The sequence below is a fragment of the Pseudomonas sp. GZD-222 genome (assembly GCF_049310525.1).
Taxonomy (GTDB): domain Bacteria; phylum Pseudomonadota; class Gammaproteobacteria; order Pseudomonadales; family Pseudomonadaceae; genus Aquipseudomonas.
The window spans coordinates 1-14,036 of record NZ_JBMOWO010000130.1 but is presented as its reverse complement, the minus strand read 5'-3'; the positions used below and the strand labels follow the sequence as shown (position 1 = coordinate 14,036).

General features: G+C 60.5%; 17 protein-coding genes. 8 read left to right on the top strand and 9 right to left on the bottom strand.

Annotated elements, in window-relative coordinates; all coding sequences use genetic code 11:
- Positions 1–73: 73 nt before the first annotated feature.
- The 3 genes from ACO6VD_RS24650 to prlC form a co-directional block, all read right to left on the bottom strand.
- Complete coding sequence (locus ACO6VD_RS24650) at positions 74–2,056, bottom strand: M3 family metallopeptidase (protein WP_422422555.1); 1,983 nt, start codon at positions 2,054–2,056, stop codon at positions 74–76.
- A 119-nt stretch (positions 2,057–2,175) separates the two neighbouring features.
- On the bottom strand, positions 2,176–2,454 hold the full coding sequence (locus ACO6VD_RS24645) for a YheV family putative zinc ribbon protein (RefSeq protein ID WP_422422554.1): 279 nt from the start codon (positions 2,452–2,454) through the stop codon (positions 2,176–2,178).
- Positions 2,451–4,502 carry an oligopeptidase A gene (prlC, locus tag ACO6VD_RS24640; protein WP_422422553.1) on the bottom strand — a complete coding sequence of 684 codons (2,052 nt, stop codon included), beginning with the start codon at positions 4,500–4,502 and terminating at the stop codon, positions 2,451–2,453. The genes ACO6VD_RS24645 and prlC overlap by 4 nt, the downstream gene beginning before the upstream one ends.
- A 91-nt stretch (positions 4,503–4,593) precedes the next feature.
- Here prlC and ACO6VD_RS24635 point away from each other — a divergent pair, with 91 nt between their 5' ends.
- Complete coding sequence (locus ACO6VD_RS24635; protein ID WP_422422552.1) at positions 4,594–5,142, top strand: gamma carbonic anhydrase family protein; 549 nt, start codon at positions 4,594–4,596, stop codon at positions 5,140–5,142.
- 29 nt (positions 5,143–5,171) lie between these two features.
- Complete coding sequence (locus tag ACO6VD_RS24630; RefSeq protein WP_422422551.1) at positions 5,172–5,822, top strand: HAD family hydrolase; 651 nt, start codon at positions 5,172–5,174, stop codon at positions 5,820–5,822.
- 27 nt (positions 5,823–5,849) lie between these two features.
- Here the strand turns inward: ACO6VD_RS24630 and ACO6VD_RS24625 are convergent, their stop codons facing one another.
- Positions 5,850–6,953 (bottom strand): aminopeptidase, encoded by a 1,104-nt coding sequence (locus ACO6VD_RS24625; RefSeq protein WP_422422550.1) that lies wholly within the window; start codon positions 6,951–6,953, stop codon positions 5,850–5,852.
- A 67-nt stretch (positions 6,954–7,020) separates the two neighbouring features.
- On the opposite strand from ACO6VD_RS24625, the gene ACO6VD_RS24620 reads away from it, so the two are divergent.
- On the top strand, positions 7,021–7,440 hold the full coding sequence (locus tag ACO6VD_RS24620) for a hypothetical protein (protein WP_422422549.1): 420 nt from the start codon (positions 7,021–7,023) through the stop codon (positions 7,438–7,440).
- 53 nt (positions 7,441–7,493) lie between these two features.
- Positions 7,494–7,907 carry a hypothetical protein gene (locus ACO6VD_RS24615; RefSeq protein WP_422422548.1) on the top strand — a complete coding sequence of 138 codons (414 nt, stop codon included), beginning with the start codon at positions 7,494–7,496 and terminating at the stop codon, positions 7,905–7,907.
- Positions 7,908–7,910: 3 nt separating this feature from the next.
- Here the strand turns inward: ACO6VD_RS24615 and ACO6VD_RS24610 are convergent, their stop codons facing one another.
- Both ACO6VD_RS24610 and ACO6VD_RS24605 read right to left on the bottom strand, forming a co-directional pair.
- Entirely contained in the window at positions 7,911–8,144 is a 234-nt protein-coding gene (locus ACO6VD_RS24610) for a DUF1161 domain-containing protein (protein WP_400173952.1), read from the bottom strand.
- A gap of 73 nt (positions 8,145–8,217) precedes the next feature.
- Positions 8,218–8,643, bottom strand: a complete 426-nt coding sequence (locus ACO6VD_RS24605; RefSeq protein WP_422422547.1) for an OsmC family protein — start codon at positions 8,641–8,643, stop codon at positions 8,218–8,220.
- A 181-nt stretch (positions 8,644–8,824) separates the two neighbouring features.
- Between ACO6VD_RS24605 and ACO6VD_RS24600 the strand changes: the two genes are divergently transcribed.
- The gene (locus tag ACO6VD_RS24600) at positions 8,825–9,829 is read left to right on the top strand and encodes an LLM class flavin-dependent oxidoreductase (RefSeq protein WP_422422546.1); all 1,005 of its coding nucleotides are present in this window, start codon (positions 8,825–8,827) and stop codon (positions 9,827–9,829) included.
- A gap of 71 nt (positions 9,830–9,900) precedes the next feature.
- Here the strand turns inward: ACO6VD_RS24600 and ACO6VD_RS24595 are convergent, their stop codons facing one another.
- Both ACO6VD_RS24595 and ACO6VD_RS24590 read right to left on the bottom strand, forming a co-directional pair.
- The gene (locus ACO6VD_RS24595) at positions 9,901–10,125 is read right to left on the bottom strand and encodes a DUF1161 domain-containing protein (RefSeq protein ID WP_422422545.1); all 225 of its coding nucleotides are present in this window, start codon (positions 10,123–10,125) and stop codon (positions 9,901–9,903) included.
- Between the two features lie 106 nt (positions 10,126–10,231).
- Positions 10,232–10,447: a dodecin gene (locus ACO6VD_RS24590; protein WP_136473856.1), complete on the bottom strand. Its 216-nt coding sequence runs from the start codon at positions 10,445–10,447 to the stop codon at positions 10,232–10,234.
- A 154-nt stretch (positions 10,448–10,601) separates the two neighbouring features.
- On the opposite strand from ACO6VD_RS24590, the gene ACO6VD_RS24585 reads away from it, so the two are divergent.
- Positions 10,602–10,928, top strand: a complete 327-nt coding sequence (locus ACO6VD_RS24585) for a YqjD family protein (RefSeq protein ID WP_400173948.1) — start codon at positions 10,602–10,604, stop codon at positions 10,926–10,928.
- Here the strand turns inward: ACO6VD_RS24585 and ACO6VD_RS24580 are convergent.
- Positions 10,925–11,821, bottom strand: coding sequence for a LysR family transcriptional regulator (locus tag ACO6VD_RS24580; protein WP_422422544.1), 897 nt, complete (start codon positions 11,819–11,821; stop codon positions 10,925–10,927). The genes ACO6VD_RS24585 and ACO6VD_RS24580 overlap by 4 nt on opposite strands.
- Before the next feature lie 109 nt (positions 11,822–11,930).
- Here ACO6VD_RS24580 and trpB point away from each other — a divergent pair, with 109 nt between their 5' ends.
- Positions 11,931–13,148, top strand: coding sequence for a tryptophan synthase subunit beta (gene trpB, locus ACO6VD_RS24575; RefSeq protein WP_400173946.1), 1,218 nt, complete (start codon positions 11,931–11,933; stop codon positions 13,146–13,148).
- Positions 13,145–13,957, top strand: coding sequence for a tryptophan synthase subunit alpha (trpA, locus tag ACO6VD_RS24570; protein WP_422422543.1), 813 nt, complete (start codon positions 13,145–13,147; stop codon positions 13,955–13,957). Before trpB ends, trpA begins: the two co-directional genes overlap by 4 nt.
- Positions 13,958–14,036: the final 79 nt, after the last annotated feature.

Below are 14,036 nucleotides of genomic sequence, written 5' to 3'. Positions count from 1 at the left end.
CAATAAAACCCCCGAGCACTGTTTTTATATACAGTACTCGGAGTAAGTTTCAATTTCCACTACCGCTGAGCAGTCAGTCGGCGCTGACGATTGATTGCGCACGGTCAAGGAAAGCCTGAATGGATGCCGCCATTGATCGCGACGCCCCGGGTGCCAGCAGTTCATCTCGCATTGCCTGCCCCAGGCGCTGGTCGGCAACGCCATATTTGCGGAACCAGGCAAACACCACGGCGGCGTGCTCTTCGGCCCACAGATAGCAGTAGTAACCCGCTTCGTAGCCAGTGACCATGTAATCAAAACCGTTGGCAAAGCGCTCATTGTTTGCCAACGGCAGCACCTGGGTGCGGGCGCAGACATCCGCAGTGACGTGCTCGATGCTGCGCCGATCGCCATGGCCACGGTGCAGCCCAAAATCGAGCGACGCTTTCTTCAGTTCCTCGGCATCCTCTAGCCCACGCTGTGTTTCCCTCGCCGCCAGCCACTGCTGTATAGCAGCCAGAGAAGCGGACTCACCGACTGTTCTGTGCCTGGAAATAGGCTGCATGGCCTGAGCTGACCAGCACCATTGCTCCAGGAGTTTACCGGCGAACTCGGTCACGCCATGGCCTAGCTCATGAATACTGTTCAAGCGCCTGTGATCATTGGTCATCAATATCTGATGCAGGCAATGATGAAATTCGTGAAACAGTTTGCGCAGGTCCAGATGCCCGAACAGCATGCCTTCGGTTGCGTAATCACCAAACAGGACCGCCACAGGTCGCGAGACATCACCACCGGTATTGACGTGTCGATTGCGCATGGCAAACGACCAGGGCCAGGCCGGCTTTCCTGGACGGGAAAACGTGTCGAGGTAGATATGGCCGAGAACCTCCCGAGCCTCGGTAATTTGCAATACCCGTACTGCTGGGTGCCAGGCCTCAGCCTCAAGCGTGTCTATCGAAATGCCGTACAGCTGTTCGGCCAGCTCAATCAGTCCATTCAGCGCAGTCTCATAGGAAAAATACTCGCACAGGACTTGATCAGGGTCGGATCCCCCACGCTGACGCATTTTCTGCGCGTAAAACTCGTAGTCCCATGGCTGCAGATCATCACACCCCTGTTGCTGGGCGAAGGCACGCAGTTGATCGGCCTCACGCTCAAGTCGTGGCCGGTCGCGCGCTATCAGCCTGTTCAAGAACGTTTCCACTTCAGCTGTCGACTGCGCAGCCTTGGTTTCCAGGCTTAGTTCGGCAAAATTGCTGAAACCCATGAGCTGCGCCTTTTCGTGACGTAAGCGCAGCAACGCCTGCAAGACCGGAGCATTGTCGTACTGGGATTGCCCCGGCACTTGATCCGAGGCCCGCGTGGCATACGCCAGGTACAGTTCTTTGCGCAACTCACGACGCTCGGCGTAGCGCAGGATGGTTTTGCAGGCGGTCTCATCAAGCGTCAACAACCAGCCACTGCGCTCGCTGGCTTGGGCCTGGTGCTGCATGATTGCCAGGTCGGCATCCGGCACACCTGCCAACTCACCGACATCAGTGATGTGCTTGCTCCATTGCGCTGATGCCATACCAAGGTTGTCGCGGAAACTCGCCTCCAGGCCAACAATGGCTGCTACCTGGCGGGCTAACAGGGCTTGCTCGGCGACAGCAAGATTCGCCCCCCCAAGTTTAAAATCTCGAATGATGAGCTTCAGTACGGTGTGTTGTTCTACAGTGAGGCTGGCAACCTCGAGCCGTTTGTAGGCGTTGAACAGCGCCAGGTTCCGGTACTTCTCGGCGCGATAGGCGCTACGCTCAGCATCACAGGCATCAACAGCAGCGCCCCACGCCTCGTTGGTAAATGCCAGCGGTACCAAGGCGTAAAAAGTGTCGTCCAGCCGCTTGTCCAGTTCTTCGACAGCCAGCACCAAGCCGTTCCAGCTCGGCGTATCAGCTTCGCGTGCGAGAATGGTGGCCAAGGTCGTGCGGCTTGCTTCGACGATGTGCTGTATAGCGGGCTGAAGGTCTGCTACCTGTACCTGGGCGTAGGGGAATAGATCGAAGGGTTGTAGCAGCGGGTTGGGACGGGTCATGGCGCACGCTTTGAGTTGAGGGATCAGACCCACAACCTAGCGGCGCAAAACGCTCGAACTTATCTAGTTAAATACCGCAGAGCGGCGCCTCGATAGTGCTACCGAGGCGCCGCAGCAGTTTACTCCGCCGGCTTTTTCAGCTTGGGATTGGGGAAGAACTGCACCGTCTGCACCTTGACCTCGGCCGGTTTGACCTCGACCTTGTTGACCCGGGTGCCCAGTTCTTTTGGTACCGACAACCCCTGTTCGTTGAGGGTGTCGGAGAACCCGCAGGCTACGCACTCACGATGCGGAACACTGTCTTCGCTCCACATCATCAGCTTGTCCGGCTCGCTGCACGCCGGGCAGACCGCCCCGGCGATAAAACGCTTCTTGGTGATCACAGGCCCATCACTCATGCCGCCACTTCCTCACTCAGGCCACAATGGCGCAAGAGTGCATCGATTGACGGCTCACGGCCACGGAAGTCGACGAACAGCAGCATCGGCTCCTGAGAACCGCCACGTGCCAGGATCGCGTCACGGAAGGCACGGCCGGTTTCAGCATTGAGCACGCCTTCTTCTTCGAAACGCGAGAAGGCATCGGCGGAGAGCACTTCAGCCCACTTGTAGCTGTAATAACCGGCGGCATAACCACCTGCGAAGATATGCGCAAAGCTGTTGGGGAAGCGGTTGTACGCCGGTGGACGCATGACCGAAACCTCATCGCGGATGCCTTCAAGCACTTCCAGTACGCTGCGACCGTCGCCATGGCTGGCGTGCAGTTCGAAGTCGAACAGCGAGAACTCCAGCTGGCGGACCATCATCAGCCCGGACTGGAAGTTCTTCGCCGCCAGCATCTTCTCCAGCAGGTCCTGGGGCAGGGCGGCGCCGGTTTCGTAATGAGCGGAGATCAGCGCCAGGCCTTCAGGCTCCCAGCACCAGTTTTCCATGAACTGGCTTGGCAGCTCCACGGCATCCCAGGCCACACCATTGATTCCGGAAACGCCGGCATGCTCGATGCGGGTCAGCAGGTGATGCAGACCATGACCGAACTCGTGGAACAGGGTGGTGACTTCATCGTGGGTGAGCAGCGCCGGCTTGCCGGGAGCTGCCGGGGTGAAGTTGCACACCAGGTTCGCCACCGGGCTCTGCAGGACGCCTGCTTCGGTACGGCGACGATCGCGCGCGCCGTCCATCCAGGCACCGCCACGCTTGTTGGCACGTGCGTAGAGGTCGAAGAAGAAGCGGCCGACGTGGTGACCGTTTTCCTTGATTTCGAACAGGCGTACATCCGGGTGCCAGGTGTCGAAGCCCTTGAGTTCGGCAATCTCGATGCCGTACAGACGCTGGACGATGGCGAACAGGCCGGAGAGCACCTTGTCGATGGGGAAGTAGGCACGCAGGGTTTCCTGGGAAACGCTGTAGCGCTGCTCACGGAGTTTTTCGCCGTAGAAACCGCTGTCCCAGCTCTGCAGATCCGGGCAGCCCTGCTCAGCGGCATAGGCCTTGAGCTGGGCCAGGTCCTGGACGGCAAATGGCTTGCTGCGCTTGGCCAGGTCACGCAGGAAGCTCAGCACCTGGTCGCTGGACTCGGCCATTTTGGTGGCCAGGCTCAGCTCGGCAAAGTCGGCATAACCAAGCAGTTCGGCCAGCTCCTGGCGCAGGTCGAGGATCTCGCGCATCACCGGGCCGTTGTCGAACTGGCCTGCATTCGGGCCCTGATCGGAGGCGCGGGTGCAGTAAGCGGCGTAGATCTCTTCACGCAAGGCGCGGTCTTCGGCGTAGGTCATCACCGCGTAATAGCTGGGGAACTCCAGGCTGATCAGCCAGCCGTCGAGGCCCTTGGCCTGAGCAGCGGCAGCCATCTGCGCCTTGGCCGAATCGGTCAGGCCGGCCAGTGCGGCTTCATCGCTGACGTGCTTGGTCCAGGCTTGAGTGGCGTCGAGCAACTGGTTGGAGAAGCGGCTGCCCAGTTCGCTGAGCTTGCTCTGCACTTGCGCGTAACGCTGCTGCTGATCGGCTGGCAGGTCGATACCCGACAGGCGGAAGTCACGCAGAGCGTGTTCGAGAATAGTCTTTTGCGCGACATCGAAGCCAGCCGCTTCAGGGCTGGCGATCAGCGCTTCGTAGGCCTGGAACAGCTCACGGTTCTGGCCCAGTTCAGTGGCATAGGCGCTCAATGCCGGCAGGCAGGCCTCGTAGGCTTCACGCAACTCGGCGCTGTTGCACACGGCATTGAGGTGACTGACCGGGCTCCAGGCGGCGCCCAGGCGGTCATTGAGTTCGTCCATGGCCAGCACCAGACCGGCCCAGCTTGGCTTCTGGCCCTGGGTCTTGAGGATTTCGGCAATGGCGGTACGGTTGTCGGCCAGGATCTGTTCAATCGCCGGCTGCACATGCTCGGCACGGATTGCCGAGAAGGGCGGCAAGTCATAAGACTGCAGTAGCGGGTTGTTCGCACTCACGGTTAAACACCTTGGCAGAAGAAACACCGGACCATCTTAATTACAATCGACGCCGACCGCAGCCCTATCAACACTAAAGAGAACCCCTATCATGGCCATCCGCAGTTTCCAGAACCATTCACCGCGCCTCGGCGAGCGCGCCTTCGTCGACCGCAGCGCCGTGGTGCTGGGCGATGTCGAGATTGGCGCGGACAGCTCGGTGTGGCCGCTGACAGTGATCCGCGGCGATATGCACCGCATCCGCATCGGCGCACGCACCAGCGTGCAGGATGGCAGCGTGCTGCACATCACCCATGCCGGGCCGTTCAACCCGGACGGTTTCCCGCTGCTGATCGGCGATGAAGTAACCATTGGTCACAAAGTCATGCTCCACGGCTGTACCCTGGGCAACCGGATCCTGGTGGGCATGGGCACTACCATCATGGACGGTGCAGTGGTCGAAGACGACGTGATCATCGGCGCCGGCAGCCTGGTGCCACCGGGCAAGCGCCTGGAAAGCGGCTTTCTCTATGTCGGCAGCCCGGTCAAACAGGCCCGTGCCCTGACCGACAAGGAACGTTCATTCTTTCCCTACAGCGCCAGCAATTACGTGAAGCTCAAAGACCAGCACCTGGCCGAAGGCTACCACCTGCCTGAGTGAACCTGCCTACAGCCATTAGCGAGACAACCATGCACCAGCAAAACATCCTCTTCGACCTCGACGGCACCCTGACCGACCCGCGCCTGGGCATTACCCGTTCGATCCAGTACGCCCTGGGCAAACTCGGCATCGATGAACCGGACCTGACGCGCCTGGAACACTTCATTGGCCCGCCACTGCTGCAGGCATTCATGCAGTTCTATGGCTTCGACGAGGCCAAGGCCTGGGATGCGGTGAACTTCTACCGTGAACGTTTCAAGGTCACCGGGCTGTACGAGAACCTGGTATTCGAAGGTGTCCAGCCACTGCTTGCAGCCCTGAACGGGCAGGGCAGGACGCTGTACATCGCCACGTCCAAACCCTGGGAATTCGCCCGTGAGATTGCCCGGCATTTCGAATTTGATCATCACTTCAAGGTGATCTACGGCAGCGAACTCGACGGTACCCGCACCAACAAGGTCGAGCTGATCGCCCACCTGCTGGCCGAAGAGTCGCTGGACCCGGCCCAGACCCTGATGATCGGCGACCGCAAGCACGACCTGATCGGCGCCCGCAGCAATGGCCTGGAGGCAGTGGCGGTGGGTTATGGGTTTGGCAGTCATGAAGAGCTGACGGCAGAGCAGCCGGCTTATCACTTTGCGACCTTGAGTGAACTGCATCAGGCTTTTCTGCGGGCTTGAGGGCCTATTCGCGGGACAAGCCCGCTCCTACCTGTGGGAGCGGGCTTGCCCCGCGATGCTTTTCAAAGCCTCCCGCCGCTGCTCAAGCGACAACCGCCCCAAGGCTTCAACGCGCTGATAGAACACCTCCCAGTTCCCTTCAACCTGGGCATACAACCCCGCAAAAGCCGGCACCCACTGGTCATACAAACCAAAAGGCAGCAACTTGGCATTGTTCATCGGTGCATTGATCCAGCCGTCGTACCGCCCTTTGCCACCCCATTGGCTATCACGCAGGGCCCGGTAATCTCGGCGCAAGCGCTCGAACTCAGCGTGTTTGCCCACACGCTTGGCTGACTCGGTCAGCGGCGCCGCATACAGTGTCTTGAGCCGTTCCCGGCTGGCCAGCACCAATGAAACGAACTGGTCGCGTTGCTGGCTGTCATCCTGTGTTTGCGCCGGCAGACCACGGGAAGCACGCCACTGACGGGTGCCTTCCTGCTCGACGAAGGTGGCAAAGGACTCATTGAAGGCCGTGTCGTCCTGCACATACAGGCGCTGATGCGCCAGCTCATGGAAGATCACGCTGGCCAGACGCTCGTCGCCCCAACCCAGCATGGAGCTGAGGATCGGGTCATCGAACCAGCCCAGGGTCGAGTAGGCTTCCACGCCCCCGACATAGACATCCAGCCCTTGCTGTTTCTGCAGCGCCGCCGCACCGCGGGCGGCGCCCTGGCTGTAGTAACCGCGATAGGCAACGCATCCGGCAATCGGGAAGCAGTGGGTTTGTGGTTCGAGAGAGAACTCCGGGGTAGCGAATACATTCCAGACCACAAACGGCCGGCCAATGTCGGCATACACACGGTAACTGCGATTGTCCGGCAGCTTGAGTTGCGTACTGGCGAAGGCCCGCGCCTGCTCGGCCTGCATCAGGTGTTGACGCAGTTTGGCCGGAGTGGCGGGGTCTGCTACCAACTCGGCTACTGGTTTACGGGCCTGTAACAGCTGCAACTGACCGCTTGCCAGCTGCCCGTAGTAGTTGAGACTGGAACAACCGTTGAGCAGCCCGAGCGCCAGCAAGGGAACCAAGTAGCGAAAAAAATGGTCGAGTGCCCGGTGACTTGAGCGCAATAAAAGAAATAGTCGAAGCATCCGCGTCCCGTTATCCGCTCAAGAGCTTATCAGCTTCAAGACTATCCTGCCCGGCTGGAGTTTTACCATGCGTACACTGCTTGTCATCAGTGCTCTTCTGCTTCTGTCCGGCTGTGCCGGGCTGCTGCTGCCTAGTCCCGACCCCAACCAGGCCTGGATCGACCTTGCACCGAGTCAGGACGATACCTTGCATGCCCTGGAAGTAGACGACCGGGCCTGGGCCGACAAACGCTATTTCGAAGTGTCGCCGGGCAGTCACGAGTTGACCGTGCGCTACCTGTTCCCGGTAACGCCAGGCAATATCGGCCCGGTCAGCGAACCGCTGTGGCGCGATTGTCAGCTGAGTGTGAAGTTCAAGGATTTCAACGCCGGACAACGCTATCAGCTCGAAGCCGGCAGCATCGGTTTTCGGCCATGGGCCAAGCTCTATGACGAGCAGCGCAACCTGGTCAGCAAAGGGCTACCGGCGGGCTGCCAGCGCACCTGATAGCGCGAATGGCGCTATGCTTGTGCTTTGTAGGTTGCAAGCGGGAGTTTGCCATGCGCCAGCCAATGATGCTGATTGCCCTCAGTACCCTGGGGGCTTGCGCCAGCCCCTTGCCGCCCGTTGACAGCAAACAGGCCTGGGTCGACCTCTACACCATGACACCCGGAAAATTGCTGATGGCCGACCGCCTGGATGGCGAGCGCCTCAACGACGGGCGCTTCTTCCAGGTCACGCCGGGCAAGCACGAGCTGACCGTACGTTTCGATTTCGAGGTGTATTCCGGGGGCTTTTCGATGAATCCGGTGGAGCGCACCTGCTACCTGAAAGTGCGCTATGACCACTTCGAAGCCGGCCAGCGCTATCGCCTCGAAGCCCGGGCGCCAGCTATGAAACCCAGCGCTTACCTCTACGACGCGCAACGCAAGGTGGTCGCCGAGGAAGCCAACGACATTTTCTGCATACCCTGACGCCTAGCGGTCATTCTTCTGGTAGATGATTTTCTTGCTGCCACCCTCACAGCTGCCGACCACCATGTTCTGGTCGTGAACCTCTTCGTTCTTGACGATTTCCAGGGTATAGGAGCTCACATTGTTGGCCTGGATCTTCGCTTCGATCTCGGCCTTGAGCTCTTCGCAGTTCTTCGGCGCAGCCAGCGCAGAGGTCGCCAGCAGCGAAGCCAGCACAGCGATTGCAACACGGGTCATGGGACAGCTCCTTGTGGCGGCAGAAATTATGCCGACGCCCATTTGACCACAAGAAGCGCGTCCCGGTTCTACTTCAGCCCAGCAGAGTAGCGTCCAGACTGATCGTTGCGTTGAGCACTCTGGAGACCGGGCAACCAGCCTTTGCCTTGTTCGCCACGTCCAGGAACTGTGCTTCGCTGGCGCCGGGCACCTTGGCTTTCAAAATCAGGTGAACCGCGGTAATGGCGAAGCCATCAGCCTGTTTTTCCAGGGTGACTTCAGCGGTTGTGTCGATGCGCTCGGCGGTAAAACCTGCTTCACCCAGCATCATCGACAACGCCATGGAGAAGCAGCCGGCATGGGCCGCGCCAATCAGCTCTTCCGGGTTGGTGCCGGGTTGGCCCTCGAAACGGGTGTTGAAACCGTAGGGATTGTCCTTGAGCGCGCCACTTTCGGTGGATAGCCGACCCTTGCCGTCCTTCAGGCCACCTTGCCAAATGGCCGATGCTGTCTTTTTCATAGTGCCTCCTGGGTGAATACAGGGCGCAGGTGTGCGCAACCTAAAATTCAGAGGCCTGCTGCTCTGGCAAGTTCATCTCGATTGCAGCCCAGGCATTGAATCCTCAGGATGTGCCCATACAGAGTTGAGATGGCTCCGGTCTCATGCCGGACAAATGAATGCCCAGGAGGCTCATCAGCCCATGAAGCGACTTGCGGATATCAAATTCTCCACCCTCGACCTGGTACCGGTGCGCGACGAGGGTAGCCCGGCGCAGTCTCTGCGTAATTCGCTGGACCTGGCCCAGCATGTGGAAAAGTTCGGCTACAACCGCTTCTGGGTCGCCGAGCACCACAACATGGACGGCATTGCCAGTTCGGCTACCGCTGTACTGCTCAGTTACCTGGCCGGGGGCACTTCGACCATCCGCGTCGGCGCTGGTGGGGTCATGCTGCCCAACCATGCTCCGCTGGTGATTGCCGAGCAGTTCGGCACTCTGGAAAGTCTCTATCCCGGCCGTATTGACCTGGGGCTTGGGCGTGCGCCGGGTTCTGACCAGATGACCGCGCGAGCGTTGCGCCGCGAGCGCTCCGGCAGCGCCGACGATTTTCCCGATGATGTCGAAGAACTGGTGCGCTACCTCGGTCCACGTACGCCGGATCAGAAAGTCATCGCCGTGCCCGGCTATGGCACCGAAGTGCCGATCTGGCTGCTCGGTTCCAGCCTGTTCAGTGCCCAACTGGCCGGCATGCGGGGTCTGCCTTATGCGTTTGCCTCACACTTCGCTCCGCGCTACATGCACGAGGCCATCCGCATCTATCGCAATCACTTCCAGCCTTCGGCTGTACTCGATAAACCCTATGTGATGCTGGGCGTGCCGCTGGTTGCCGCCGACACCGACGAGCAGGCCAATTACCTGGCGACGTCGGTGTATCAGCGGATTCTTGCCCTGATGCGCGGCCAGAGCCTGGTACAGCGGCCTCCGGTAGATAGCATGGACGGTCTGTGGCTGCCCCATGAACGCGAGGCGGTAGGCGATTTCCTCGGACTGGCGATGGTTGGCGGGCCAGAGAAGATCCGCGCCAAGCTTGATGTACTGCTGGAGCAGACTCAGGCTGACGAACTGATCTTCACCTGCGACCTGTATGAGCATGCGGACCGGATTCGGTCCTATGAGCTGCTGGCGCAGGTCATGCGCGGGAACTGAGGGCCTCATCGCGGGGCAAGCCCGCTCCCACTAGTTAGCTGTGTGGGAGCGGGCTTGTCCCGCGATTGGCATCAGCCACGCTTGTAGACGATTTCCTTGGTGCCGCCTTCGCAGGTCCCGACGACCTTGCCATTCGAGGCCGCACCCTTGTCGACGATCTCCAACGAGTAACCGCTGACGCCCTTGGCATCAAGCTTTGCAGCTATTTCGCCCTTCAATTCTTCGCACGGTTTGCCCGCGGCAAGCGCAGTGCCCGCCAGCGCCATCAAACCCAGTGCCACTACCAACTTCTTCATCGATCGCTTTCCTTGTTCAGATCAAAGTGGAGGATGGCGCCGGAACCGGTCCGGGCGCCTCTAGACTGTGTAACTCAATTGACCCGCACAAGCCAGTGTCACGGTTTCAGCTATTGACGATACGGAATCCCACTTTGAGCGTTACCTGAAAGTGCGCCGCCTTGTTGTCCTTGATGTGTCCACGGGTGTCGACCACTTCGAACCATTCAAGGTGCTTGATGCTTTTTCCGGCTTCCGCCAGAGCATTGTTGATCGCATCTTCAATGCTGGTGGGCGACGAGCCGACCAGTTCGATTTTCTTGTAAGTGTGATGATCCGACATGATCCGTCTCCTTTTCCAATGTGAGCTTTGAGCCTAGCAGCGTCAGACTTTTTTACCTGCGAGGGGCACATCCGCGGAAAAAGTCGACTGCACTTTCTCGCCTCGGCGAAGTCGGAACCAGAACAGCTCACTCACACCTCGAAGGAGAGCCACCATGGCCAACCACTCGCTGCGTAAAGCGTCGCTGCAAAGCATGGAAGCGGAGATCGAAAGCCTGCTCAAATCGCTGGAAAGCCTCAAGGATGACGCCTCGGATGAGTCACGCAAAACCCTCAAGACGCTCAAAGGCAACGCCGAAAACGCTTTGCGTCATTCGCGCAGCCTGCTCAGCGATGCCTACGAAGACGTGAAAACCAGAACGCGCGAGACTGGCCTGGCCACCCGCGACTACGCCCAGCAACATCCCTGGACCACCGCCGGAGTAGCGGTGGGTGCCCTGGGCTTGCTCGCGGCATACCTGATGTGCAAACGCGGTAACTAATCGCTCTGGCGCGCCAGTTCGGCTCGCAACCACTGCGCCAGTTGCTCGGCGCGCCCATCCGCGGCGCGTCGCGGCACCCACAACGCCAGCGCCGCCTGGGTCGGGCAAAAGCCCCAGGGCGCAGCCAGGCGTCCGGCACGCAAGTCGTCGGCCACCAGCGGCTGCGGCGCGATTGCTACACCCAGGCCAGCGACAGCGGCTTCCAGCAAGTAATACAGGTGCTCGAAATCCTGGCCGTAGTTCAGCGCCTGCGGGTCGATGCCTTGTTGTTGCGCCCAGTTGGGCCAGGCCTGGGGGCGGGAGGAGGTCTGTAGCAGGGTTTCTTCCAACAAGGCCTCAGCCGGTGCTTGCTGCAAGCGGGCGAACCCGGCGAAATGCGGACTGAGTACCGGACCGATGTGCTCCTGAGTCAGTACGTGAACCTGCATATCCGCAGGCCAGGGTGGCTCGGCGAACACCAGCAGCGCATCCAGGCCTGGACGACGTGGGTCCAGATCCCCCTCACCGGCAGACAAGTGCAGGCGCAGTTCCGGCAGATCGGCCTTGAGCCTGCCCAGCCGCGGGATGAACCAGCGCGCCAGCAAGCTACCCGAGCAACCCAGCACGAAAGGTGCGTCGGCACCGCTCTGGCTCAGCTCGCCACACACACTGCGCAAGCGATCGAAGGCGTCAAAGCTCGCATCGCGTAAGCGCAAACCTGCATCTGTGAGTTTAATGCCACGTCCGTCTTTAGCGAACAGACTGACCCCAAGATGCTCCTCCAGCACCTTCAATTGCCGGCTCACGGCACCATGGGTTACGTGCAGTTGCTCCGCCGCCTGGCTGACGCTATTCAGCCGGGCAGTGACTTCGAAGGCCCGAAGGGCGTTGAGGGGAGGCAGGTCCTGGCGCATGACGTGTGAGTTTTCCTGACATGTTCAAGCAATCTTATCGGTTTTCAGCCGAGCGTGTCGTGGGTAGAGTAAAGCCATTCCCAGTCTTCACTACGCCCTGGAGCGACCCATGACCCAGACCAACTTCCGCGCCGGCCCCGATGCCAATGGCCTGTTTGGCGCATTCGGCGGCCGCTACGTGGCTGAAACCCTGATGCCGCTGGTGCTCGACCTTGCCCGCGAGTACGAAGCCGCCAAGGCCGATCCTGAATTCCTTGAACAACTGGCCTACTTCCAGCGTGATTACATCGGCCGTCCAAATCCGCTGTACTTCGCCGAACGTCTGACCGAACACTGCGGTGGTGCAAAGATTTTCTTCAAACGTGAAGAACTCAACCACACCGGCGCGCACAAGGTGAACAACTGCATCGGCCAGGTGCTGCTGGCCAAGCGCATGGGCAAAAAGCGCCTGATCGCCGAAACCGGTGCCGGCATGCATGGTGTTGCTACTGCAACCGTCGCTGCCCGATTTGGCCTGCCGTGCGTGATCTACATGGGCGCCACCGACATCGAACGCCAACAGGCCAACGTATTCCGCATGAAGCTGCTCGGCGCCGAGATCGTTCCGGTGACCTCCGGTACTGGCACGCTCAAGGACGCCATGAACGAGGCCTTGCGCGACTGGGTCACCAACGTTGATGACACCTTCTACCTGATCGGCACCGTTGCCGGCCCGCACCCGTATCCAGCGATGGTGCGCGACTTCCAGTCGATTATCGGCAAGGAAACCCGCGCCCAGCTGCAGGAGAAGGAAGGGCGCCTGCCCGACAGCCTGATCGCCTGCGTTGGCGGCGGCTCCAATGCGATGGGCCTGTTCCATGACTTCCTCGACGACACTAGTGTGCAGATCATCGGTGTCGAAGCCGGTGGCCATGGTGTCGACACCGACAAGCATGCTGCCAGCCTCACCGGCGGTATTCCGGGCGTGCTGCACGGCAACCGCACCTACCTGCTGCAGGACGCCGATGGCCAGATCACCGACGCCCACTCGATTTCCGCCGGCCTGGACTACCCTGGCATCGGCCCTGAACACGCCTACCTGCATGAAGTGAAACGCGTCGAGTACGTCAGCATCAACGACGAAGAAGCCTTGGCCGCGTTCCACACCACCTGCCGCCTGGAAGGCATCATTCCGGCGCTGGAAACTTCCCACGCCCTGGCCGAAGCGATCAAACGCGCCCCGACCCTGCCCAAGGATCACCTGATGGTGGTGTGCCTGTCCGGGCGTGGCGACAAAGACATGCAAACCGTGATGAGCCATATGGCTGCCCAGGAGAAACAGGCATGAGCCGGATCGAACAACGCTTCGCCGAACTGAAGGCCGAAGGCCGCTCGGCACTGGTCACCTTCATCACTGCCGGCGACCCTGGCTACGATGCCTCGCTGGCGATTCTCAAAGGCTTGCCAGCCGCTGGCGCCGACGTAATCGAACTGGGTATGCCGTTCACCGATCCGATGGCCGACGGTGTGTCCATCCAGTTGGCGACCTTGCGTGCCCTGGAGGCCGGCCAGACTCTGGCGAAAACCTTGCAGATGGTCCGCGAGTTCCGCGTCGACAATCAGACTACGCCTATCGTACTGATGGGCTACTACAACCCGATCCACCGCTTTGGCGTCGAAGCCTTCGTCGCCCAGGCCAAGGAAGTGGGGGTCGACGGTCTGATCATCGTCGACCTGCCGCCTGAGCATGACGCTGAGCTGGCTACCCCGGCCCAGGCATCCGGTATCGATTTCATCCGCCTGACCACCCCGACCACCGACGACGTGCGCCTGCCGCGCGTGCTGGAACGCAGCTCCGGCTTCGTCTATTACGTTTCGGTGGCAGGTGTCACCGGTGCCGGCTCGGCTACCAGTGAGCAGGTCAGCAGCGCCATCGAGCGCCTGCGTCGGCATACCGACCTGCCGATCAGCGTCGGCTTCGGTATCCGTACCCCAGAGCAGGCAGCAGCCATTGCCAAACTGGCTGATGGCGTGGTGGTCGGTTCGGCGCTGGTCGACAAGATTGCCCAGGCCAAATCAGCAGATCAGGCTGTGGGTGATGTGCTGGAGCTGTGCTCGGCACTGGCCCAGGGTGTGCGGGGCGCGCGCAAGGCTTGATTCTGGAGCGGTGGGAGCGGGCTTGCCCCGCGATGCGATTTGATTGACGCACCGCAATCGCGGGGCAAGCCCGCTCCCA